The sequence below is a fragment of the Streptomyces sp. NPDC001492 genome (assembly GCF_053597275.1).
Map to the genome: position 1 here is coordinate 86062 of NZ_JBSFHW010000034.1, position 17836 is coordinate 103897.

The window sequence follows — 17836 nt, forward strand, 5'->3', positions numbered from 1 at the left end:
ACCACCAGGACCGAGACCGCGACACCCGTATCAAGGCCGGGCGCAGGCGCCGCCGTGTTCTGGATGCTGCTCGCCGTCTTCGGCGTCGGCACCGTCGAGTACCTCGTGGCCGGCGTCCTGCCGGACATCGCGGGCGACGTCAAGGTGTCCGACGCCACCGCCGGCCTCCTGGTGACCGTCTACGCGGTCACCGTGATGATCGGAGGTCCGCTGCTCACCATCGTCACCACCCGGGTGCCACGCACCGCGCTGATCATCGGCTCCATGGCGGTCTTCGTCATCGGCACCCTCGGCACGGCGCTGGCCCACAGCTTCGCGCTCCTGGTCGTCTTCCGGATCGTCACCGCGCTGCCACACGCCACCTTCTTCGCCCTCTGCCTGGTCCTGGCCACCTCGCTGGTGCCGCCGGAGTTCCAGGGCCGGGTGATCGCCCGGGTCTCACTCGGCCTGAACCTGGCCACCGTGCTCGGCGTACCGCTCGGCACGCTGATCGGCGGCGAGTTCGGCTGGCGGACCTCCTTCCTCGTGGTCGCGGTCTTCCAGACCCTGGTCACCGTGGGACTTGTGGCCGCCACCCGGCGCGCCCCGGCCCGTCCGGCCGGGTCGATCTCCGCCGAACTCACCGTCTTCACCCGCCCCTCGGTGTGGGCGGCGCTCACCCTGACCGCGCTCAGCCAGGCCGCCCTGTTCGTCGTCTTCACCTACATCGCGCCCTACCTGCGCGACTACGCCGGCTTCTCGGCCGGCCACGTCACCCTCCTCCTCTTCGTCTTCGGTATCGGCTCCGTGGCGGGGAACCAGCTCGGCGGACACTTCGCCGACCGCTCCATCGACCGCACGCTGCTCGTCGCGCTCGGCGCGCTCACCGTCGCACTCGGCCTGCTCGCGCTCTTCGGTTCGAGCACCTGGTTCACCGCGCCCTGGCTCTTCGTCCTCGGCGCCGCGGGCTTCTCGATCATCCCGCCGCTGGCTTCCAAGCTGATCACCGCGGCCAGTGAGGCCCCCAACCTCGCGGCCACGGTCAACATCGCGGGCTTCCAGCTCGCCAACGCCGCCGGCGCCTGGATCGGCTCGGCCACCCTCTCCCTCGGCGCATCGCTGGCCTCGCTGCCCGCGGTCGGCGCCGCCCTGGCCCTGGCAGCCGTCCTCGCCCTCGCCCTGGGCACTCGCCGCAGCCGGACGGCAGGTGAGGGCCGTTGATGCGGGCCGCCGTCATCGACAAACCGCACACCGCGACCCTGGTGGAGACCGCCCGCCCGGCCGCCGGCCCCGGCGAGGTCCTGGTCAGGATCGCCTACGTCGGCCTCTGCGGCAGTGACCTGGAACTGCTCCACGGCACCTCCCCCTACCTCGCCGACGGGCGGGCCGTCTTCCCGCACCGGTTCGGCCATGAATGGGTCGGCACCGTCGAGGAGTTCGGCCCCGGCGTCACCGGACTGCGCCACGGCGAGGTGGTCACCGGCTCCACCATGATCCCCTGCCAGTCGTGCCGTTCCTGCGCCTCCGGCCACCGCAACCTCTGCACCGAGCTGCGCGAGGTCGGCCTGTACGGCTGGACCGGCGCCGCCGCCGAGTACCTGGTGATGCCCCGCCACGCCCTGGTCCCCTTCGGCCCGGGCACGCAGCACCCGCGCCCGGAACACGTCCTGGTCGAACCCCTCGTCACGGTCCTGGAGGCCGTCCGCGCGGCCGCCCCCCGGCCCGGTGACCGGATCCTGGTCGTCGGCGCGGGCACCATGGGCAGCCTCGCCACCGCCGTACTCGCCCGCTACCCGGTGACCGTCGACATCGCCGAACCGGGCACCGTCGGCCACCTCCCGGCCGGCAGCTACCGCAACCGGGTCACCCGCACCGACGACGCCCCCACCGGTTACGACCTCGTCCTGGAGTGCTCCGGCGCCCCCGGCACCCTCACGGCCGCGCTGGACCGCCTGCGCCCCGGCGGCCTGTGTCTGCTGGTCGGCGTCGCCGCACAGGCGGAGACCGTCAACGCCGGGCGGATCACTCTCGACGGCCTCCGCATCGCCGGAGTCCGGCACGGCGTCGACCACTACGCCCGCGCCGTCGCACTCGTCGACGAAGTCGGCGCCGGACTCGTGGACCAGGTGGTACCGCTCGCCGAGGTCGCCCGCGCCTTCGAGGTGCTCCAGCACGGCCGGACGCGGCCCAAGGTGGTGCTGAGCCTTGTCTGACCTCCACACCACACTGATCACCGGCGCCAGCAGCGGCATCGGCCGGGCCACCGCCCGGGCCCTGGCCCGCCCCGGCCACCGGCTGCTGCTCGGCTACGCCACCGGCGAGGACCGGATCCGCCAGGTCGCCGGGGAACTCCAGAGCACCACCGGCGCCGAGTGCGTGCCGGTGCGGGCCGATCTGCGCGACCCGGAGGCCGCCGTCGACAGCTGCATGGCCGCCGTCGAGCGGGCCGGGCGTATCGACTGCCTGGTCAACAACGCCGGCATCAACGACCGCACCGCCGCCGACGCCCTCGAACCGAAGCGGGCCGACGAGGTGTTCGCGATCAACACCCTGGCGCCCATGACGCTCGCCTCCGCGGTGGGCCACCACATGATCCGCGACGGCGTCCGGGGCAGCATCGTCAATGTCACCTCCGTCCACGAGACCGTGCCCATCACCGGCGGCGCGCTCTACTGCGCCAGCAAGGCCGCCCTGGGCATGATCACCAAGGTGCTCGCCCTGGAGTTCGGCCGGTTCGGCATCAGGGTCAACTCCGTTGCCCCCGGTGAGACCGCGACGGCCATGAACGGCGTGCACGACGAGGACGCCTACCGGGAGATCTCCCGCCCCGACATTCCGCTCGGACGTCCGGCCGGAGCCGAGGAGATCGCCTCGCTGATCGCCTTTCTCGCCGGGCCCGGCTCCGGCTACCTCACCGGCGCCTCGGTCCTCGCCGACGGCGGACTCGCCCTGACCGCGGCGGAGGCCAACGCCCGCCACGCCTTCACCACCGTTGCCCCGAGGGAGAACCCACCGGCATGAAAGCCGTCACCTTCCACCACACCGGCGACCCGGACGTCCTGGCCCTCGGCGAGGTGCCCGACCTGCCCGTCGGACCGCAGGACATCCGCGTCACCGTCACCGCGGCGGCCGTGAACCCGGTCGACCTCAAGACCCGCTCCGGCTTCCTCACCATGAACCTGACCTACCCGGCCGTCCCCGGCTGGGACGTCTCCGGCGTCGTCACCGAGACCGGCGGCGAGGTCACCCGGTTCACCGTGGGCGAGCAGGTCATCGGCATGATCGCCCAGCCGGTCCACCGCTACGGCACCTATGCCGAGCAGGTCGTCGCCGACGCACGCCTCTTCGCCCGTGCCCCGGCCGCGGTGCCGCTCGAGGAGGCAGCCGCGCTCCCGCTCGCCGGACTCACCGCAGTCCAGACCCTCGCCAAGCTCACGCTGCCGCCCGGCGCACCCGTGCTCGTCACCGGCGCCGCCGGCGCGGTCGGCCGGATAGCCGTCCAGCTGTTGCTCGCCGACGGGCATCCGGTCGACGCCCTGGCCCGGAGCGGCGACACCGAACCCCTGCGGGCCCTCGGCGTCGGCACCGTCCACACGCGGCCCGAGGATCTCCCCGACGCCACCCACACGGCCGTCGTCGACACCGCGGGCATGGCCGCCGCGATCCGCGCGGTCGCCGACGGCGGCCAGTTCGTCGCCATCGACGACAACCCCCAGCCCGCGCCCGAGCGCGGCATCACCCCGGGCAAGAGCTACGTCGACGAGAACGGCGACCAGCTCCAGACCCTGAGCGACCGGATCACCGCCGGCCGCCTCACGGTGCCGGTGGGCCGTCGCTACCCGCTCGCCGACGCCGCCCGCGCCCACCAGGACTTCGGCGGGAGAGGCCTGCGCGGAAAGGTCCTGCTCCTGCCGTGACCCGGCCGCAGCCGATGCCGGACACGAGCCCGGCCACCGGGCCGCGCACAGTCCGGCCCCGGCCACGGACAGCCGAGCGCTCGGCTGTCCGTGCCGATGTGCGGCTCAGCCACGGGTTGCGAGGTGCCGTCATTCGTCCGCGGTGCCCTCGCGGCCGGTCGCTCCCCAAGCTCTCGGCTTCGCTCGAGCAGGAGACGCCCATCGCGGCGGAGCCGCATATCGGCCGAGCCCCGCGTCCCATCAGGGCGCTGCCGAACCGCAGCCCACTTCGCCGGCCTCGCCCAGCAGGCACTCGCCCCCGGCCACCAGCCCCCACCCCACCCGGGCCGTCAATGCGGCCCGCACCCAGAAGGGATCCCTCGCATGACCACGGCCCCGGACACCTCCCTGACCCCCGCCCCGGACACCCGCCCGCCGGCCCACCGGATCACGGTGGCGGTGCCCGGCGTCGAGGAGGCCACGGCCTTCCTCGCGGGACTGGCCGGGCCCTCGGCCGTGGACAGGGACGGCGGGGCCGGCGTCGTCTCGTTCTCACCCGGCATCGAGGTGCGATTCGTTCCCACCGCGTCCCGCACCCCCGACACGCCGCCCCGCCTGGTCGACATCGGCACCAACCACCTCTGCCTGCGCGTCGGCGACATCGAGGCAGCCGTCGCCCATCTGCAAGGGCTGCCCGGGGTGGACGTCCTCGGCGACATCGTCACCATCCCCGAGGGCCCGATCCGCGGGAACCGCTGGATCTACTTCCGCTCCCCCTGGGGCACCCTCTTCGAACTGCAGCAGTGGCCCGACACTCCCGGATACGTCGACATCACCGCCGAACGCCTGCACCACGGCCAGCGGCCGGCCGACGACGCGCCCCTGCCGACCCTGCTCGGCCTGGACCACTCCGGCTACAGCGTCCAGAGCCTCGACGCCGCCATCGACCACCTGGTCACCCACCACCGGGGCCGGGTCGTCCTGCGCACCGAGATCGCCGCCGACCGGGCCTTCATGCGCCGCCAGTTCGACCTCGACGTCGAGGGCATCTCCGCGATGGCCATGGTCGTCGTCGACGACGCCCTCAACCTCGAACTGTTCGAGCACGGTGTCCCGGACCAGGCACCGCCGCGCCCGCTCGACCGCCTCGGCGGCAACCTGCTCGAAGTCCATGCCGCACCGCGACCCGCCGCCGCAACCCGTCACACCGCCTTCGGGCTCACCGTCCCCGGGCCGGTGACCACGTGAAATTCGGCATCAACCTGCCCAACTTCGGCCCCCAGATGACCCCGGAGGGCATGCTCACCTGGACCCGGGAGGCGGAGCGGCTGGGCTTCGACACCGTTCTGGTCTCCGACCACCTCGCCCTCACCGACGACGCCCACCGGCGCTCACCCGCCCCGTTCCACGAGAGCCTCGCCACCCTGTCCTGGCTCGCCGGACAGACCGAGACCGTCCGTCTCGGCGCGGGCGTCCTCATCGCCTCCCACCGCCACCCGATCGCGCTCGCCCGGGCCACCGCCACCATCGACCGGCTCAGCGGCGGCCGCCTCGTCGTCGGCCTCGGCGTCGGCTGGGCGCCGCGTGCCTTCGACGTCCTGGGCGTGGACTTCCGCAGGCGCGGTGCCCTCACCGACCAGACCCTGGACGTCCTGGTCGCCGCATGGACCTCCGACACCGTCACCCACCGCGGTCACCGGGTGCACACCGCACCCCGGCCCGTACAGGCCCCGCACCCGCCGCTGTGGATCGGCGGCAACGGGCCGCGCGCCCTGGAACGCGTCAACCGCATCGGCACCGCCTGGCACCCGCTCCACCCCAGCCGGCAGCTGTGCGCCCGGGCGGCCGGGGCCCTCGCGGAAGGCAAGCAGTTCGCCCCGAGGATCTTCTTCCTCCCCACCGCCACCCCGGCCGACCCGGCCTCCCGGCCCCTCGGCTACGGCACACCCGACCAGATCCGCTCCGACATCGCCTTCCTCCGCGACCTCGGCGCCGACCACGTGATCCTCGACACCGACCCCGGCGACCAGCGTCTGCGCAGGCACTGGAAGGAAGACCTCGAACTGATCCGGCTCGCCGCACACACCCTGGAGATCGGATGACCTCCCCCCGCGCGGTGACGGCCCGCGCTCTGCTCTTCGACATGGACGGCACCCTGGTCGACTCCGCCGACTCCATCGACCGCGTCTGGCGGGAGTTCGCCGCCCGCCACCGTCTCGACCCCGCCACCGTGCTCGCCGCGCTGCCCGGCCGCACCGCGCACGACATCGTCGCCGGGCTCCTCCCTGCAGCCGGCTCCCCGGACGTCACCGCCGAGGTCGCCTGGATCCGGGCGCGCGAGGAGGGCACCGCCGACACCGTCACCGAGATCCCGGGTGCGCGACGACTGCTCACCTCCCTGCCCGCACACACCTGGGCCGTCGTCACCTCCGCCTCCCGCTCCATGACCGAACGCCGTCTCACCGCCGCCGGACTGCCCCTGCCCGCCGTCGCCGTCTGCGCCGACGACGTCCGGGCCGGCAAACCCGACCCCGAGGGCTTCCGTGCCGCCGCCCGCCTCCTCGACGTGGACATCGCCGACTGCCTCCTCTTCGAGGACTCCGCCCCCGGCCTGCTCGCGGCCCGCCGCTCCGGCGGCACCCCCGTCGCCGTCGCCGCCCCCCTCACCGAACCGGCCGCGTACCGCGTCGACGACCTGACCGCCGTCACCGCCCACATCCAGGACGGCCGTGTCCGCCTGGAGTTCCGGCAGTCCCGGGAAGACGCCGAACCGGCAGAGGAGATACGGCTGTGAGCGCGCCGGCTGTGACACAGGACCGTGACGACCGCGTACGTACGGAGGTCGCCGTCGACCTCGGAGGGACCTGGCTGCGGATCCGGACCGGGTCCGGGGAGACCGTACGGCTTCCCGCGCCGAGCATCCTGAACCGGCCCGGCGAGGATCCGGCAGCGCTCCTGGAGCAGCTGATCGAGATCCTGGCCGACGCGGTGCCGGCGGACGCGCGGGTGGCGATGTCCTGTGGTGCGGCCATGGACGAGGAGTATGGCGTGCTGCACGGTTCGGGCCCGCTGTGGGGTGGTGGCCCGGACCGGCCCGTCCCGCTCCGCGCCCTGCTCACCGCCCGCCGCCCGGACGTCAGTTGGCACCTGTACAACGACGTCACCGCCGGCCTTGCGAGCTTCGTCGAGCGGTTCGCCCGCCCTCATCACCGCCGCGTCGTGTACCTGACGGTGAGCAGCGGGATCGCCCTGCGGACCGCCGACCTCACCGAACGCTCCGTCCCCGTGGACGCCCACGGCCTGCAGGGGGAGGTCGGCCACCTCGCGGCCGTCTCCACCGCACCGCCCGCTGTCCGTGCGCTGGGCTGCCCCTGCGGCGGCACCGGCCATGTCGCCGCCCTGGCCGCCGGACCGGCCCTGCCGCACGTCGCGGCCGCGCTCGGCATCGAACGCCCCGAAGGCATCCGCGACGCCCTCCCCGACCGGCTGCGGTCCGAGGATCCCGCCGCCCGCCGCCTGCTCACCACCGTCGTGGAACCCGTCGCCGAAATCGTGCGCACCCTGCGCTGCCTCGACCCCCGTATCGACCTCATCGGCATCGGCGGCGGCTACGCGGAAGGCCTCGGCGACCCCTACCGCGCCGAACTGCTCCGCCAGGTGAGCGAGATACGCAGCTACGCCGACCGCGACACCGGCCCCGACCGGGCCGGGCAGCGTCTACGGCTGTGCCGCCCCGGCGAGGTGGATCCGATGGCGGGCGCCGTCGCGCTCTCCCGCGGCGCACTGACCGTCACCAAACTCTGAACCCAGCCAGCCTGATCGACCGTCACCACCCGGGAAGGACCCCATGCCGGCCACGGCCACCCACCGCGCGATCGTCCGCCACGGCACCACCTGCCGCATCGAAGAGGTCCCCACCCCGGACCCCGGCGAGGGCGAACTACTGCTCGCACCCGAGCATGTGAGCCTGTGCGGCACCGACATCCAGATCCTGCGCGGTGACCGCGACGACCCCTCACCCGTCGTCGGACACGAGGGCGCCGCCCGGATCGTCGCCGCCGGACCCGGCACCGAGGGATTCGCCCCCGGCGACCGGGTGGTGGTCAACCCCACCCACCCCGGCGACCCCTCGTTCCTCCTCGGCCACAACGTGCCGGGCCTCTTCCAGCAACGCGTCCTCATCGGCGCCTCGGCCGTACACGGCGGTCTGGTCTCCCGCCTCCCCGAAGACCTCCCCGCCGCCCGCGCCACCCTCGTCGAACCGTACGCCGTGGTCCGCTACGCCCTCTCCTGCCTGGCCACCTCGGCGCCCGACACCCTTGTCGTCCACGGCGACGGCCTGACCGGCAATCTCGCCGCCCTCCTCGCGCCCCGCTTCCTCTTCCCCGCGGTCCGTGTCGTCGTCGTCCACCGCTCGGAGGCCGGCCTCAAATGGACCCAGGCCCACTTCCCTCACACGGTGAGCGTCCTCGCCACCGACCCCCTCGACCGGCATGTCACCGGCCGCGTCGCGCTCCTCGTCACCACCCATCGCGGCGGGACCGTGCCCGCCGTCGAAGCCGCCCTCACCACCCTCGGCGAGCGCCTGGTGGCCGTCCATCCCCTCGGTGGCGTCCCGCCCCGCGCCACCACCCCCCTCCTGCCCGGCGTCGACCTCGACGGCGTCCGCCGCGCGGGCACCGGCGGCCCCTGGCCCCCGGCCACCACCACCTTCACCCGCCCGGGCCTGAACCTCACCCTCAGCGGCAACCGAGGCGTCACCAACCCCCAACTCCTCGCCGCCGCCGAAGCACTGCGCGCCGACAGCACGGCCGACCCGCTCCTCACCCACGTCATGGCCCTGGATCCCGGCGTCCGCCACCTCAACCGGATCATCAACGACCGAACCCGAACCGTCGACGGCGAACTCGTCATCCGCCTGGTCATCGACCTGGGGAACAGCCCCGCTCCCCACGGCGGCCGACCGTGAGCCTGCTGAGAATGTCATCCACGCAGCTCAGGGACCTGTTCGGTGCTGCGGCAGGATGAGCACTCGTGGTGCTTCGTCTCGCCTACCTGACCAACTCGGGGAGGGCCGGGTGACGTTCGCCCCGAAAGACCGAGCCCTCCCGGCCGCTGCTGGTGCCGCTGCCGCGCCAGGTTCTGCGTCGGCTCCGGTTGCTGGTCCAACCCGGCACCGTATCGCGACAGCACCGCGACCTGATCAAGCAGCGCCACACCCGCACCTGCCGACCGAAGAGGCCGGGCCGCACCCTCGGCATCAAGGTCGCCGCCTCCACCGTCCCCGCCGTCCACGGACCCGCTGGGACACCCGGATGACATGCACGACGCCCTCCTCCAGCTCGCCCACGGCATGACCCTCGCCCGCAAGATCCCAGCTTTGTCGGCGCGTTACTGCCGATGCCGGTCGACCGTCTGACCGCTCTCCGTTCGCGACGCCGGCAGGTGCGGGCAACCGAGGCGGCTCCGGAACACCGTCGGCGGCCGAATACTCCCTCGGCGGGGAGGCGGGAAGGGATCACAGCGGGGCCAGGATCATGAGGATCTCGTCGCGGTCGTCATCTGGAGCGAGCCGAAGGGCGCCGGGCCATCGGCCGATCTCCTTCCAGCCGAGACGGCCGTAGAAGTCTTCGAGCCCGGTGCCGCCTCGTGCGGCGAGGTGCAGCTGCTCAAGGTTCATCTCGTTGCGGGCGATCTCACGGGCGCGGTTCATGAGCGAGGCGCCGATTGAGCGACCACGGAAATTGGTGTGGCTCTGGAGGTGGTTGATGGTGCCCCAGTGCGCGACGACCGGGTTGAGGTCGCGGCGGATGTTCAGCCAGCCGGCGAGACTGCCGTCCATGACGGCGAGGAGGAGTCGGCTGCTATCGGGATCGAGGTCGGCGATGAGCCGGTCGGCGACGGGAGTGACGTGGTCTGTGTCGACGGGCGGAAAGGGGAACCCGGCGGCCCCGCCGGCGTTGGTGACCGTGATCCAGCAGTCGATCAGTTCGCGTTTCAGTTCTGCTGTGATCTCGTGCGGGCGGACGATCTGGTGAAAGACAGGGGCATTCGTACTGGTCATAACGGGAAGTCTCGCTTTCGGGTCAGTCAAGGTCGGGCTTTCGAGTTGTGCTGGCCACGGCGACCGCCTACCGCATCATCCATAAGCACGCCTGTGCGAACCGGCGCTCCGGGTCACGGTGACGGACGACGGACGTCCTCGTGCGCCCAAGGGCGCGGGCACCGGCCATGGACTGGTAGGCATGCGCGAGCGGACCAGGCTGCTCATCGACGCGCAACCGGACATGGAGGTCGTCGCGGAGGCCTCCACCGGCCGGAAGGCGGCAGAGCTGGCCGAGGTCGTGGTGATGGACATCAGGATGCTCGAGGTCGACGGCACGAGGCCACCGGGCTGATCGGTCAGGACGAGGACCTGGCCGGAGTCAAGATCCTCGTCCTGACCACCTTCGAGGAGGACGAGCTGGTCATCGAGGCGCTCCGGGCCGGCGCGAGCGGCTTCCTGGGCAACGGGTCGAGCCGGCGCACCTGCACGATGCCGTCCATCTCGTCGCGGCCGGCGAGGCATTGCTGTCCCCGCGGCCACCAAGGGCCTCATCGCCCGCGTGCGCGCACAGCCCGGACCCTGCGTGGTCGAGCCTCACCGACTCCGTCCCCTCCATGAATCGGATGCACCGACGAGCGACGACCGCACGCGTCCGACCAGCGGGCTCGTGACTGATCGGGCGGCCTGCTCAGTGCAATTGCTCGGCCAGTCCGACGATGATGCCCTCCGGGCCGCGGACGTAGCAGAGCAGATAGCTGTCCTCGAACCGGGCGATCCCGCCGACGAGTTCGGCGCCATGAGGGCGCAGGCGGGCAACGGTGTCCTCGATGTCGTCGACGGCGAACATGACGCGGTGCGTGCCCACAATGTTGTGCGGGCGGTTGCGCGGCCCGGCGCTGATCGCCGCGGGGCTGTGGTACTTCGCCAGCTCGAGCCGGCTGTGACCGTCCGGGGTCCGGACCATCGCGACGTCGCAGCGGACGCCGTCGAGACCGGTGCACTGGTCGGCGAACGGTCCCTGGATCTCCGCCCTGCCCTCCAGTTCCATACCGAGCTCCACGAAGAACGCGATGGCGGCATCCATGTCCTCGACGACGATGCCGACGTTGTCCATCCGCAGGATCGCCATGCTGTCTTCTCCTTCCTCGTGCGGCCGGTGGTGGCCGCTGATGCCCCTGGGACGGAGCCGGTGACACGTTCTCGACATCCGCACACCGCCGAACTCCGAAGAATGTGGATCGAGCCTCAGCACCGCCACACCAGACCCATGAGCCAGGCCCCCTCGCCGAGGGCGAGTGCGGCGCCGGTGTCACGCCACGGACCGCTTCGCGGGAAGCAACATGCCGATGGTCTACGAGCCCTTGGGCACCGTCTCTCCGCCCGCCCAGGGGCCGCGCAGTTCACTGGCCACCGCCCATGCCACCGACACCATCGGCACCGCCACGACCGCACCGACCACCCCGGCCAGGACGGCACCGGCGATCACCGAGACGGCCACCACCACCGGATGCAGCCGCACCGCCCAGCTCATCACCAGCGGATGCAGCACATGGCCCTCGATCTGGCCCACGACGACGATCAGCGCCAGCACCACGATCGCGATGACCGGGCCGCGCGAGGCCAGGGCCACCACCGTGGCCATCCCCAACGCAATCGGCGAGCCCACCAGCGGGACGAACGCGGCAAAGAACTCCAGCAATGTCAGCGGCAGCGCCAACGGCACCCGCAGTACGAACAGGGCGATGCCGACCAGCACCGCATTGGTCGCCGCCACGATCACGATGCCCCGCGTATACCCGGCAAAGGTCCGCCACGCCGCACCACCCGCGCGGCCGAACGCGTCCCCCGCCCGCCGCGGCAGACCCCCCTTGAACCAAGACCACAACCGGTCACCGGAATAGATGAAGAACACCGAACAAAACAGCGCGAGTACCCCAGCCGTCAACACCTCGACCAGCCGCCCGGCTCCGCTCACCGCACCGCTGACGAAAGCCGAGCGATGCGCGGACACATAAGAACCCACCTTGCCCTGAAGATCCGACATCACCGTGGGACTCACATGGAAAGGAGCCCCCTGCAGCCACCGCTCGATGCGTCCCACTCCCCCGCCGAACTCCCGCCCCAGTCGGCCCCATTCACTCGCCACCAGCTCACCCATCAGGGCGAGCAGCCCCAGGACCGCCATCAGGCTTCCCGCGACACCCACCACCACCGCCAGCGCCCTCGGCAGCCACCGGTCCAGCAGATCCACAAGCGGACGCAGGACTGACGTCACCACCAGGGCAAGAAAAAGCGCCACAGCCACCAGCTGCAAACGCCCCAGCATCACAAAACACGCATAGGCGACCACCCCCACCACCAACAGCCGCCACCCATACGCAGCCCCCACCCTCAGCCCCCGGGCGACCACCACACCCTCCCCGGCCCTCCCCCCTGCCATCCCCGCCCTGCGGGCACGCGCCACCGATCCCACCCTCCGCGCCGGCCGACTGCCCAGCACCACAAACCGCAACCGCTCCCCGCCACGACGGGCGCCACCGCCACCCGGATACCGACGCAACCAGCGCTCGGCACCACCCACCCGCACATCACCACCTCACCTCGCCAGAGCCACGCAGCGATGTGTCCCCCCAGAGGCCCCCTTCTCAATCGCCACTGCTCTCACGGACCAGCCCGGACCGATGGGAACCACCACCATGGAGAGGCGGCGCCAAGTCCCGCTGCGTCATCGCCGCCGCCGGGTGTCTCTCGGGTTGGGACAGCTCTGGTCAGGGCCCGCAGTGCAGAAATCGGGCCCTCGTCTCACTCGGCGCGCCGTCCGATGCGCAGGACGCTCAGATAGCGGCGCGGTGCCCGGTCCCCCATCCGTGTGCGGATGCGCTCGGCGACAGCGTCCAGCAGCGGCTCACGGACCTGGGGGTCGAGCCTGCGATACAGCGACTGTGAGCGAAGGAGGTCGGCAAAGCCGTCCCCGGTCAACCACTGAACCGTCGGATACCAGCGCACCGTCGTCGGGCCGAACAGGTCTCCGGGATCCTCGACCAGGCCCCACCCCCGGTCGGTGGCGCGCACGTCGTCCTCCAGCGGCGGGTGCCCCCAGTCGGGGTTGCCCGGAGAGAATCGCTCGTGCAGATCGGCGCTCTCGGCATACACCTCCGGCTCTCCCGGCCGGCGGACCACGACATGGCCCAGCAGCGCCATCCAGCCTCCGGGCGAGACCACCTGGTGCGCCCGCCGCCAGCCGACCGACGGATCGACCCAGTGCCACGACGACGCAGCGACCAGGGCATCGAAGCGCCGGCCACGGTCGTCCCACTCCTCGAACCGCGACGTCTCGACCTCCACCTTGGGAAAGGGGGCGAGTCGCCGGCGAGCGAGCGCGGCCATGTCCGTGCCCGGCTCCACGGCGGTCACGGAGCATCCCAGCGCTGCCAGCGAGCGCGTGGCCTGACCACTCCCACAGCCCACCTCCAGCACCGACGACCCCTCGTCCATGCCGGTGACGGCGACGAGATCCGCGAACAACTCGTCCGGGTACCCGGGCCGGACCCGGTCGTAAAGCTCCGCCACCTCGTTGAACACCCTGCCGAGGCCGTATGGATCCGGACGCGTCTTCGGGTCATCAGTCACGAGCGCACAAACTACGAGGCCGCCCGTCAGGACGCCACCGGTTTCCCGCAGCCGGAGAACACACAGCCGCCCGTCGTCGTATGCCGGGCGCCGCCGCTCGGAACGTTGACGCCGTCGAGTCGTTGAGCACCGGCACGGTCCCCGGTCCGCTCCTGTCTCGCGACGCCCGGCGTACCCGGCTGTCCGGGTAGGGCCTCGTCGGTTCTACGCTGAAGCCGGTCCGTCTTGGCGGTGTCCCCCACGACCGCCGTGGCGGGCTTGATGGGCCCCGCTCATGCGATGCCCTCGGCCGAGGGCGTCGTCGTGCGCCGACGCGGCCGTGGAATGTGGAAGATCCGAACAGTGAAAGGACTGTCGTGGTGACGGCGGAAACGCGTGACATCGAGAGGGCGGCCGGTGTGCTGCGCGCCGGAGGGCTCGTGGCCTTCCCGACCGAGACCGTCTACGGTCTGGGCGCCAACGCCGAGGACCCCGCCGCCGTCGCACGCATCTTCCAGGTCAAGGGGCGCCCGCCCTCTCACCCGCTGATCGTCCACCTCGGCGACGCGCAACACCTGGCCGACTGGGTGCAGGACGTGCCCCCGACGGCCCGCCTGCTGGCGGAGCACTTCTGGCCGGGACCCCTCACGTTGGTCCTCCGCCGCGGTCCCCGGGTTCCCCTCGAAGCGACGGGCGGTCTGGAAACGGTGGCCGTGCGTGTGCCCGACCACCCCGTCGCACTCGCGCTGCTGTCAGCCTTCGGCGGCGGTGTCACGGCCCCGTCCGCCAACCGCTTCGGCCAGGTCAGCCCCACCGCTGCGGACCACGTTCGTGCGGAGCTCGGTGACGCCGTCGACTTCGTGCTGGACGGCGGCCCCTGCGAGGTCGGCGTCGAGTCGACCATCGTGGACGCCACCGGCGAGACGCCGAGCATCCTGCGGCCCGGCGGGGTGACCCGCGAGGACCTCGAAGCGGTGCTGGGGCGCCCGCTGACGGTCCACTCGACGAGCCACGTCCGGGTGCCGGGCCAGCATCCGTCCCACTACGCGCCGCGCGCCAGGGTCGTCCTTGTCGAGCCCGAGAAGGTCGCCGCCGAGGCGGAGATCGCGCAGGAGCGGGGGCACCAGGTCGGGGTCCTCCTTCCTCCCTCCATCGCCGACACTCCGGTGAAGGCGCACACCGTGGTAGCCGTCCCCGCCTCGATGACCGCCTACGCCCGCGACCTGTACGGCTTCCTGCGCGAACTCGACCAGCGGGGATGCGACCTCATCGTCGCGTCCTTGCCGGTGGAGGAGGGACTGGGCCTGGCGATCGCCAACCGGCTCCGCCGCGCCGCAGGACCCCGAACCGCCGAGTGACCAGCACCGCCGTCGACCCATTGAGCAGGGAGGGGGCCGCCTGAGGGCGCCTCGGCCACGAGGGCTTCGGTGCGCCACCGCCGGACGGCCACGGCAACGGATCCGTCCGGCACGGGAGTTGGAGGGCCATGGGGCGGCGCTCGCCGCGTTGGCCTGGGCGGGCCCGCACCTGCCGGCCGTCGCCGGGCGGGACGGCCAGGTCCGCAGGTACGGCGCTCCGTCCCGAACGGCGCTGTGAACCGCTCCGTGATCCGGGCGACGGTGCCCCGACCCTCGACCGCAGGGCGCCGGCCCGGCAGCGCTGCCGTCCGGATCGCCTTCGCCCTGGGCGACGACGGCACCGACGACCTGTTGAACCAGGCGTAGCCGCCCGCGCCTCGAAGGCGCCGGCCGGCCCGTGCGTGCCCTTGCCCCCAGCGCAATCCCGGGGCACATACGACCAGGTCAGAAGCTATCCGGCTGCGCAAGACCGTCGGTTGCCAATCCGCGGGTCGCGACGAGCTGTGCGCTGCCGTCGGCCAGGCGGTAGCACAGGCCCACCACGGCGGCCTGGCCGGCGGCGACCTTCTCGGCCAGCACCCGGGAGCGGTCCAGGAGCAGATCGACGGTGTGCCTTATGTGCTCGGCGAGGATCTCCTCCGGCTCCACCCGTCCCGCGGCCCGCGCCGCGAGCACGCTGGGGGTCACCCGCTCGACAACATCACGGACGTATCCGGCCGGTGCCATGCCGTCCTCCAGCACGGCGCAGGCCGCGCCCACCGCGCCGCACGAGTCGTGGCCCAGCACCACCACCAGCGGGCAGCCCAGGACATCCACCCCGTATTCGATGCTGCCCAGCACCTCCGCACCCACGACGTGGCCCGCGGTGCGCACCACGAACAGGTCGCCCAGGCCGCGGTCGAAGATGATCTCGGCGGCCAGCCGGGAGTCGGAGCACCCGAACAGCACGGCGAAGGGCTGCTGGGACGGGGCGGTCTCGGCGCGGCGAGCGGCGTCCTGGTTGGGATGTTCGGGGGCGCCGGCGACGAAGCGCTTATTACCGGCCAGCAGCAGCTCGAAGGCATCCCGGGGTGTCGGAGTCTTGATCTCGGTCATGACCGCAGCCTATGAGCCGACACCGCTCGTCTCGTCGCATGGTCCCCGCACCACCTCGCCGGGCTGGGCCACACATGGCCGGTCATGACCCTGCGCGGACGCCGTGGGCGAATGCGGCGGCAGTCGCCCAAAGGGGCCTGCGCCGGCGGGTCGGCGAGCGCCGGCAGGGGCAACGAGCCCGGATTCAGGGCGAATTTCGATGACCAGGCAACCTGAATCGGCTTTTCACGCTTTTCACAGTTGGCACACAAGAACCTCCTTGCGTGCCTGCACGACGTGCACGACTCGTCCCGACCAGACGCAGAAAGAGCACTCATGACCAGACATCACCCCACCGTTTTACGGCGTTCGGCGATCATCGCCGCCGCCGCCCTCACCGTCGGCGCCGCCGGAACCCTCGCCGCGCCCGGCGCGGGAGCGGCGACACCGACGGGCACGCCGAAGCTCCAGCTGATCGCCGCCGCCCCCTCGGTGACCGTCGACCGCTACGAGGGCGAGCCAGGGGTCTACCTGGACCTCGGCACCTACATCACGGTCGACGGGGGACCGCTCGAGATGCGGGTGACGCGCAAGTCGTACAACGACCCCGTCGTCGCGACACAGGTGATCCACTCCGCCGGCCGGACGGTGACCAAGACCCTGCCGACGGGCCTGGTGAAGGACTTCTCGGGCCTGCCGGACTTCCTCAAGATCAGCATCAGCGACGCGTCGGGCGCGAAGGTGGCCGACACCACACAGTCGTTCTGCCCGAACACCCGGGCGGGCCGGATCCGGCCGGACGCCCCGGCCACCTCCAAGTACCCCGACGGCTGCTCCGACAACCCGTTCGCGCTCGGTGGAGTGTGGGGTGTCGAGAAGGGCTGGGCGGCGGCCACGTCCCCGGGGTTCCGCGGGGACAACCCCCTCGACCTGCCGGCCGGCGTCTACACGGCGAAGGTCTCGGTGGCGAAGAACTACCGTGACCTGTTCGGCATGCCGGACAAGACCCAGACCGTCAAGGTGACGGTCCGCCAGAACTCCGGCGGGGGCCAGGGCCTGGCCGGCGTCAGGCACGGGCAGAAGAACGCGTCGAAGAGCCTGAAGCCGGCCGCGCACCGTCCGGTCGGCAGGGCGACCGTTCCGGCCGACGTGCCCAAACCCGATCTGCGTGCCCTCCCCGCGTACGGCATCGCGATCACCAACGGAGACGAGGGCGGAGCGGGCGCCGCCCCGGCCAAGGACTACCTCGCCTTCAGCGCCACCGTGTGGAACGGTGGCCCCTCGCCGCTGGTCGTGGACGGGTTCCGCAAGCCGGGCGCGGAGAAGATGGACGCGTACCAGTACTTCTACGACGCCCAGGGCAAGCAGGTCGGCTACACGCCCACCGGCACCATGGAGTGGGACCCGCGGGAGGGCCACCAGCACTGGCACTTCAGCGACTTCGCCAGCTACCGGCTGCTCGGCGCGGACAAGAGGGAGATCGTCCGCAGCGGCAAGGAGGCGTTCTGCCTGGCCAACACCGACGCCATCGACTACACGGTGAAGAACGCCAACTGGCACCCGTACAACACCGACCTCGCCACCGCCTGCGGTGAGGAGACCGCCGTGTCGGTGCGCGAGGTGCTGGACGTCGGCAACGGTGACACCTACAGCCAGTACCGCCCCGGTCAGTCCTTCGACGTCTCGGACCTGCCGAACGGCACCTACTACATCCAGGTCATCGCCAACCCCGACAACCGGCTCAAGGAGCAGAGCACGGCCAACAACGTCACGTACCGCAAGGTGATCCTCGGCGGCACGCCGGGGGCCCGCACGGTGACCGTGCCGAAGTACGGCCTCATCGACGCTCCCTGACCACTGGCGGGCGGAGGCGC

At 72.0% G+C, this 17836-nt stretch carries 17 protein-coding genes; 12 read left to right on the plus strand and 5 right to left on the minus strand.

Going from position 1 to position 17836, the window contains the following annotated elements:
- Window positions 1-63: 63 nt before the first annotated feature.
- From ACWC1K_RS34805 to ACWC1K_RS34845, 9 genes are all read left to right on the plus strand, one after another.
- Window positions 64-1200, plus strand: coding sequence for an MFS transporter (locus ACWC1K_RS34805; protein WP_450836937.1), 1137 nt, complete (start codon window positions 64-66; stop codon window positions 1198-1200).
- Entirely contained in the window at window positions 1200-2192 is a 993-nt protein-coding gene (locus tag ACWC1K_RS34810) for a zinc-dependent alcohol dehydrogenase (protein ID WP_450836908.1), read from the plus strand. The genes ACWC1K_RS34805 and ACWC1K_RS34810 overlap by 1 nt, the downstream gene beginning before the upstream one ends.
- Window positions 2185-3000 (plus strand): SDR family oxidoreductase, encoded by an 816-nt coding sequence (locus ACWC1K_RS34815; protein WP_450836909.1) that lies wholly within the window; start codon window positions 2185-2187, stop codon window positions 2998-3000. The genes ACWC1K_RS34810 and ACWC1K_RS34815 overlap by 8 nt, the downstream gene beginning before the upstream one ends.
- Entirely contained in the window at window positions 2997-3896 is a 900-nt protein-coding gene (locus ACWC1K_RS34820) for an NADP-dependent oxidoreductase (protein WP_450836910.1), read from the plus strand. The genes ACWC1K_RS34815 and ACWC1K_RS34820 overlap by 4 nt, the downstream gene beginning before the upstream one ends.
- Window positions 3897-4259: 363 nt before the next feature.
- The gene (locus tag ACWC1K_RS34825; RefSeq protein ID WP_450836911.1) at window positions 4260-5123 is read left to right on the plus strand and encodes a hypothetical protein; all 864 of its coding nucleotides are present in this window, start codon (window positions 4260-4262) and stop codon (window positions 5121-5123) included.
- Window positions 5120-5977 carry a TIGR03619 family F420-dependent LLM class oxidoreductase gene (locus ACWC1K_RS34830; RefSeq protein WP_450836912.1) on the plus strand — a complete coding sequence of 286 codons (858 nt, stop codon included), beginning with the start codon at window positions 5120-5122 and terminating at the stop codon, window positions 5975-5977. Before ACWC1K_RS34825 ends, ACWC1K_RS34830 begins: the two co-directional genes overlap by 4 nt.
- Window positions 5974-6669: an HAD-IA family hydrolase gene (locus ACWC1K_RS34835; protein ID WP_450836913.1), complete on the plus strand. Its 696-nt coding sequence runs from the start codon at window positions 5974-5976 to the stop codon at window positions 6667-6669. The genes ACWC1K_RS34830 and ACWC1K_RS34835 overlap by 4 nt, the downstream gene beginning before the upstream one ends.
- Window positions 6666-7679 carry an ROK family protein gene (locus tag ACWC1K_RS34840; RefSeq protein ID WP_450836914.1) on the plus strand — a complete coding sequence of 338 codons (1014 nt, stop codon included), beginning with the start codon at window positions 6666-6668 and terminating at the stop codon, window positions 7677-7679. The genes ACWC1K_RS34835 and ACWC1K_RS34840 overlap by 4 nt, the downstream gene beginning before the upstream one ends.
- Before the next feature lie 43 nt (window positions 7680-7722).
- On the plus strand, window positions 7723-8844 hold the full coding sequence (locus ACWC1K_RS34845) for an alcohol dehydrogenase catalytic domain-containing protein (RefSeq protein WP_450836915.1): 1122 nt from the start codon (window positions 7723-7725) through the stop codon (window positions 8842-8844).
- 549 nt (window positions 8845-9393) lie between these two features.
- On the opposite strand, the gene ACWC1K_RS34850 is transcribed toward ACWC1K_RS34845, so the two are convergent.
- Entirely contained in the window at window positions 9394-9939 is a 546-nt protein-coding gene (locus tag ACWC1K_RS34850; protein ID WP_450836916.1) for a GNAT family N-acetyltransferase, read from the minus strand.
- A gap of 181 nt (window positions 9940-10120) precedes the next feature.
- On the opposite strand from ACWC1K_RS34850, the gene ACWC1K_RS34855 reads away from it, so the two are divergent.
- The gene (locus tag ACWC1K_RS34855; RefSeq protein WP_450836917.1) at window positions 10121-10273 is read left to right on the plus strand and encodes a hypothetical protein; all 153 of its coding nucleotides are present in this window, start codon (window positions 10121-10123) and stop codon (window positions 10271-10273) included.
- Window positions 10274-10609: 336 nt separating this feature from the next.
- Here ACWC1K_RS34855 and ACWC1K_RS34860 read toward each other — a convergent pair whose 3' ends face one another.
- From ACWC1K_RS34860 to ACWC1K_RS34870, 3 genes are all read right to left on the minus strand, one after another.
- Entirely contained in the window at window positions 10610-11050 is a 441-nt protein-coding gene (locus tag ACWC1K_RS34860) for a VOC family protein (RefSeq protein WP_450836918.1), read from the minus strand.
- A gap of 222 nt (window positions 11051-11272) precedes the next feature.
- A complete protein-coding gene (locus ACWC1K_RS34865) occupies window positions 11273-12361 on the minus strand; it encodes an AI-2E family transporter (RefSeq protein WP_450836938.1) in 1089 nt (362 codons plus the stop codon).
- A gap of 362 nt (window positions 12362-12723) precedes the next feature.
- Window positions 12724-13551 (minus strand): methyltransferase domain-containing protein, encoded by an 828-nt coding sequence (locus ACWC1K_RS34870; RefSeq protein WP_450836919.1) that lies wholly within the window; start codon window positions 13549-13551, stop codon window positions 12724-12726.
- A 359-nt stretch (window positions 13552-13910) separates the two neighbouring features.
- Here ACWC1K_RS34870 and ACWC1K_RS34875 point away from each other — a divergent pair, with 359 nt between their 5' ends.
- On the plus strand, window positions 13911-14888 hold the full coding sequence (locus ACWC1K_RS34875; protein ID WP_450836920.1) for an L-threonylcarbamoyladenylate synthase: 978 nt from the start codon (window positions 13911-13913) through the stop codon (window positions 14886-14888).
- 444 nt (window positions 14889-15332) lie between these two features.
- Here the strand turns inward: ACWC1K_RS34875 and ACWC1K_RS34880 are convergent, their stop codons facing one another.
- Window positions 15333-15983 (minus strand): carbonic anhydrase, encoded by a 651-nt coding sequence (locus ACWC1K_RS34880; RefSeq protein WP_450836921.1) that lies wholly within the window; start codon window positions 15981-15983, stop codon window positions 15333-15335.
- A gap of 315 nt (window positions 15984-16298) precedes the next feature.
- Here ACWC1K_RS34880 and ACWC1K_RS34885 point away from each other — a divergent pair, with 315 nt between their 5' ends.
- Window positions 16299-17816, plus strand: coding sequence for a lysyl oxidase family protein (locus ACWC1K_RS34885; protein ID WP_450836922.1), 1518 nt, complete (start codon window positions 16299-16301; stop codon window positions 17814-17816).
- Window positions 17817-17836 lie beyond the last annotated feature (20 nt).

Bases quoted from the DNA above. Each gene is read 5' to 3' on its own strand.
- ACWC1K_RS34850 (WP_450836916.1), bottom strand. From the start codon at position 9,939: ATGACCAGTACGAATGCCCCTGTCTTTCACCAGATCGTCCGCCCGCAC.
- ACWC1K_RS34810 (WP_450836908.1), top strand. From the start codon at position 1,200: ATGCGGGCCGCCGTCATCGACAAACCGCACACCGCGACCCTGGTGGAG.
- ACWC1K_RS34855 (WP_450836917.1), top strand. From the start codon at position 10,121: ATGCGCGAGCGGACCAGGCTGCTCATCGACGCGCAACCGGACATGGAG.
- ACWC1K_RS34805 (WP_450836937.1), top strand. From the start codon at position 64: ATGCTGCTCGCCGTCTTCGGCGTCGGCACCGTCGAGTACCTCGTGGCC.
- ACWC1K_RS34835 (WP_450836913.1), top strand. From the start codon at position 5,974: ATGACCTCCCCCCGCGCGGTGACGGCCCGCGCTCTGCTCTTCGACATG.
- ACWC1K_RS34845 (WP_450836915.1), top strand. From the start codon at position 7,723: ATGCCGGCCACGGCCACCCACCGCGCGATCGTCCGCCACGGCACCACC.
- ACWC1K_RS34880 (WP_450836921.1), bottom strand. From the start codon at position 15,983: ATGACCGAGATCAAGACTCCGACACCCCGGGATGCCTTCGAGCTGCTG.
- ACWC1K_RS34825 (WP_450836911.1), top strand. From the start codon at position 4,260: ATGACCACGGCCCCGGACACCTCCCTGACCCCCGCCCCGGACACCCGC.
- ACWC1K_RS34820 (WP_450836910.1), top strand. From the start codon at position 2,997: ATGAAAGCCGTCACCTTCCACCACACCGGCGACCCGGACGTCCTGGCC.
- ACWC1K_RS34885 (WP_450836922.1), top strand. From the start codon at position 16,299: ATGACCAGACATCACCCCACCGTTTTACGGCGTTCGGCGATCATCGCC.
- ACWC1K_RS34860 (WP_450836918.1), bottom strand. From the start codon at position 11,050: ATGGCGATCCTGCGGATGGACAACGTCGGCATCGTCGTCGAGGACATG.
- ACWC1K_RS34865 (WP_450836938.1), bottom strand. From the start codon at position 12,361: ATGGCAGGGGGGAGGGCCGGGGAGGGTGTGGTGGTCGCCCGGGGGCTG.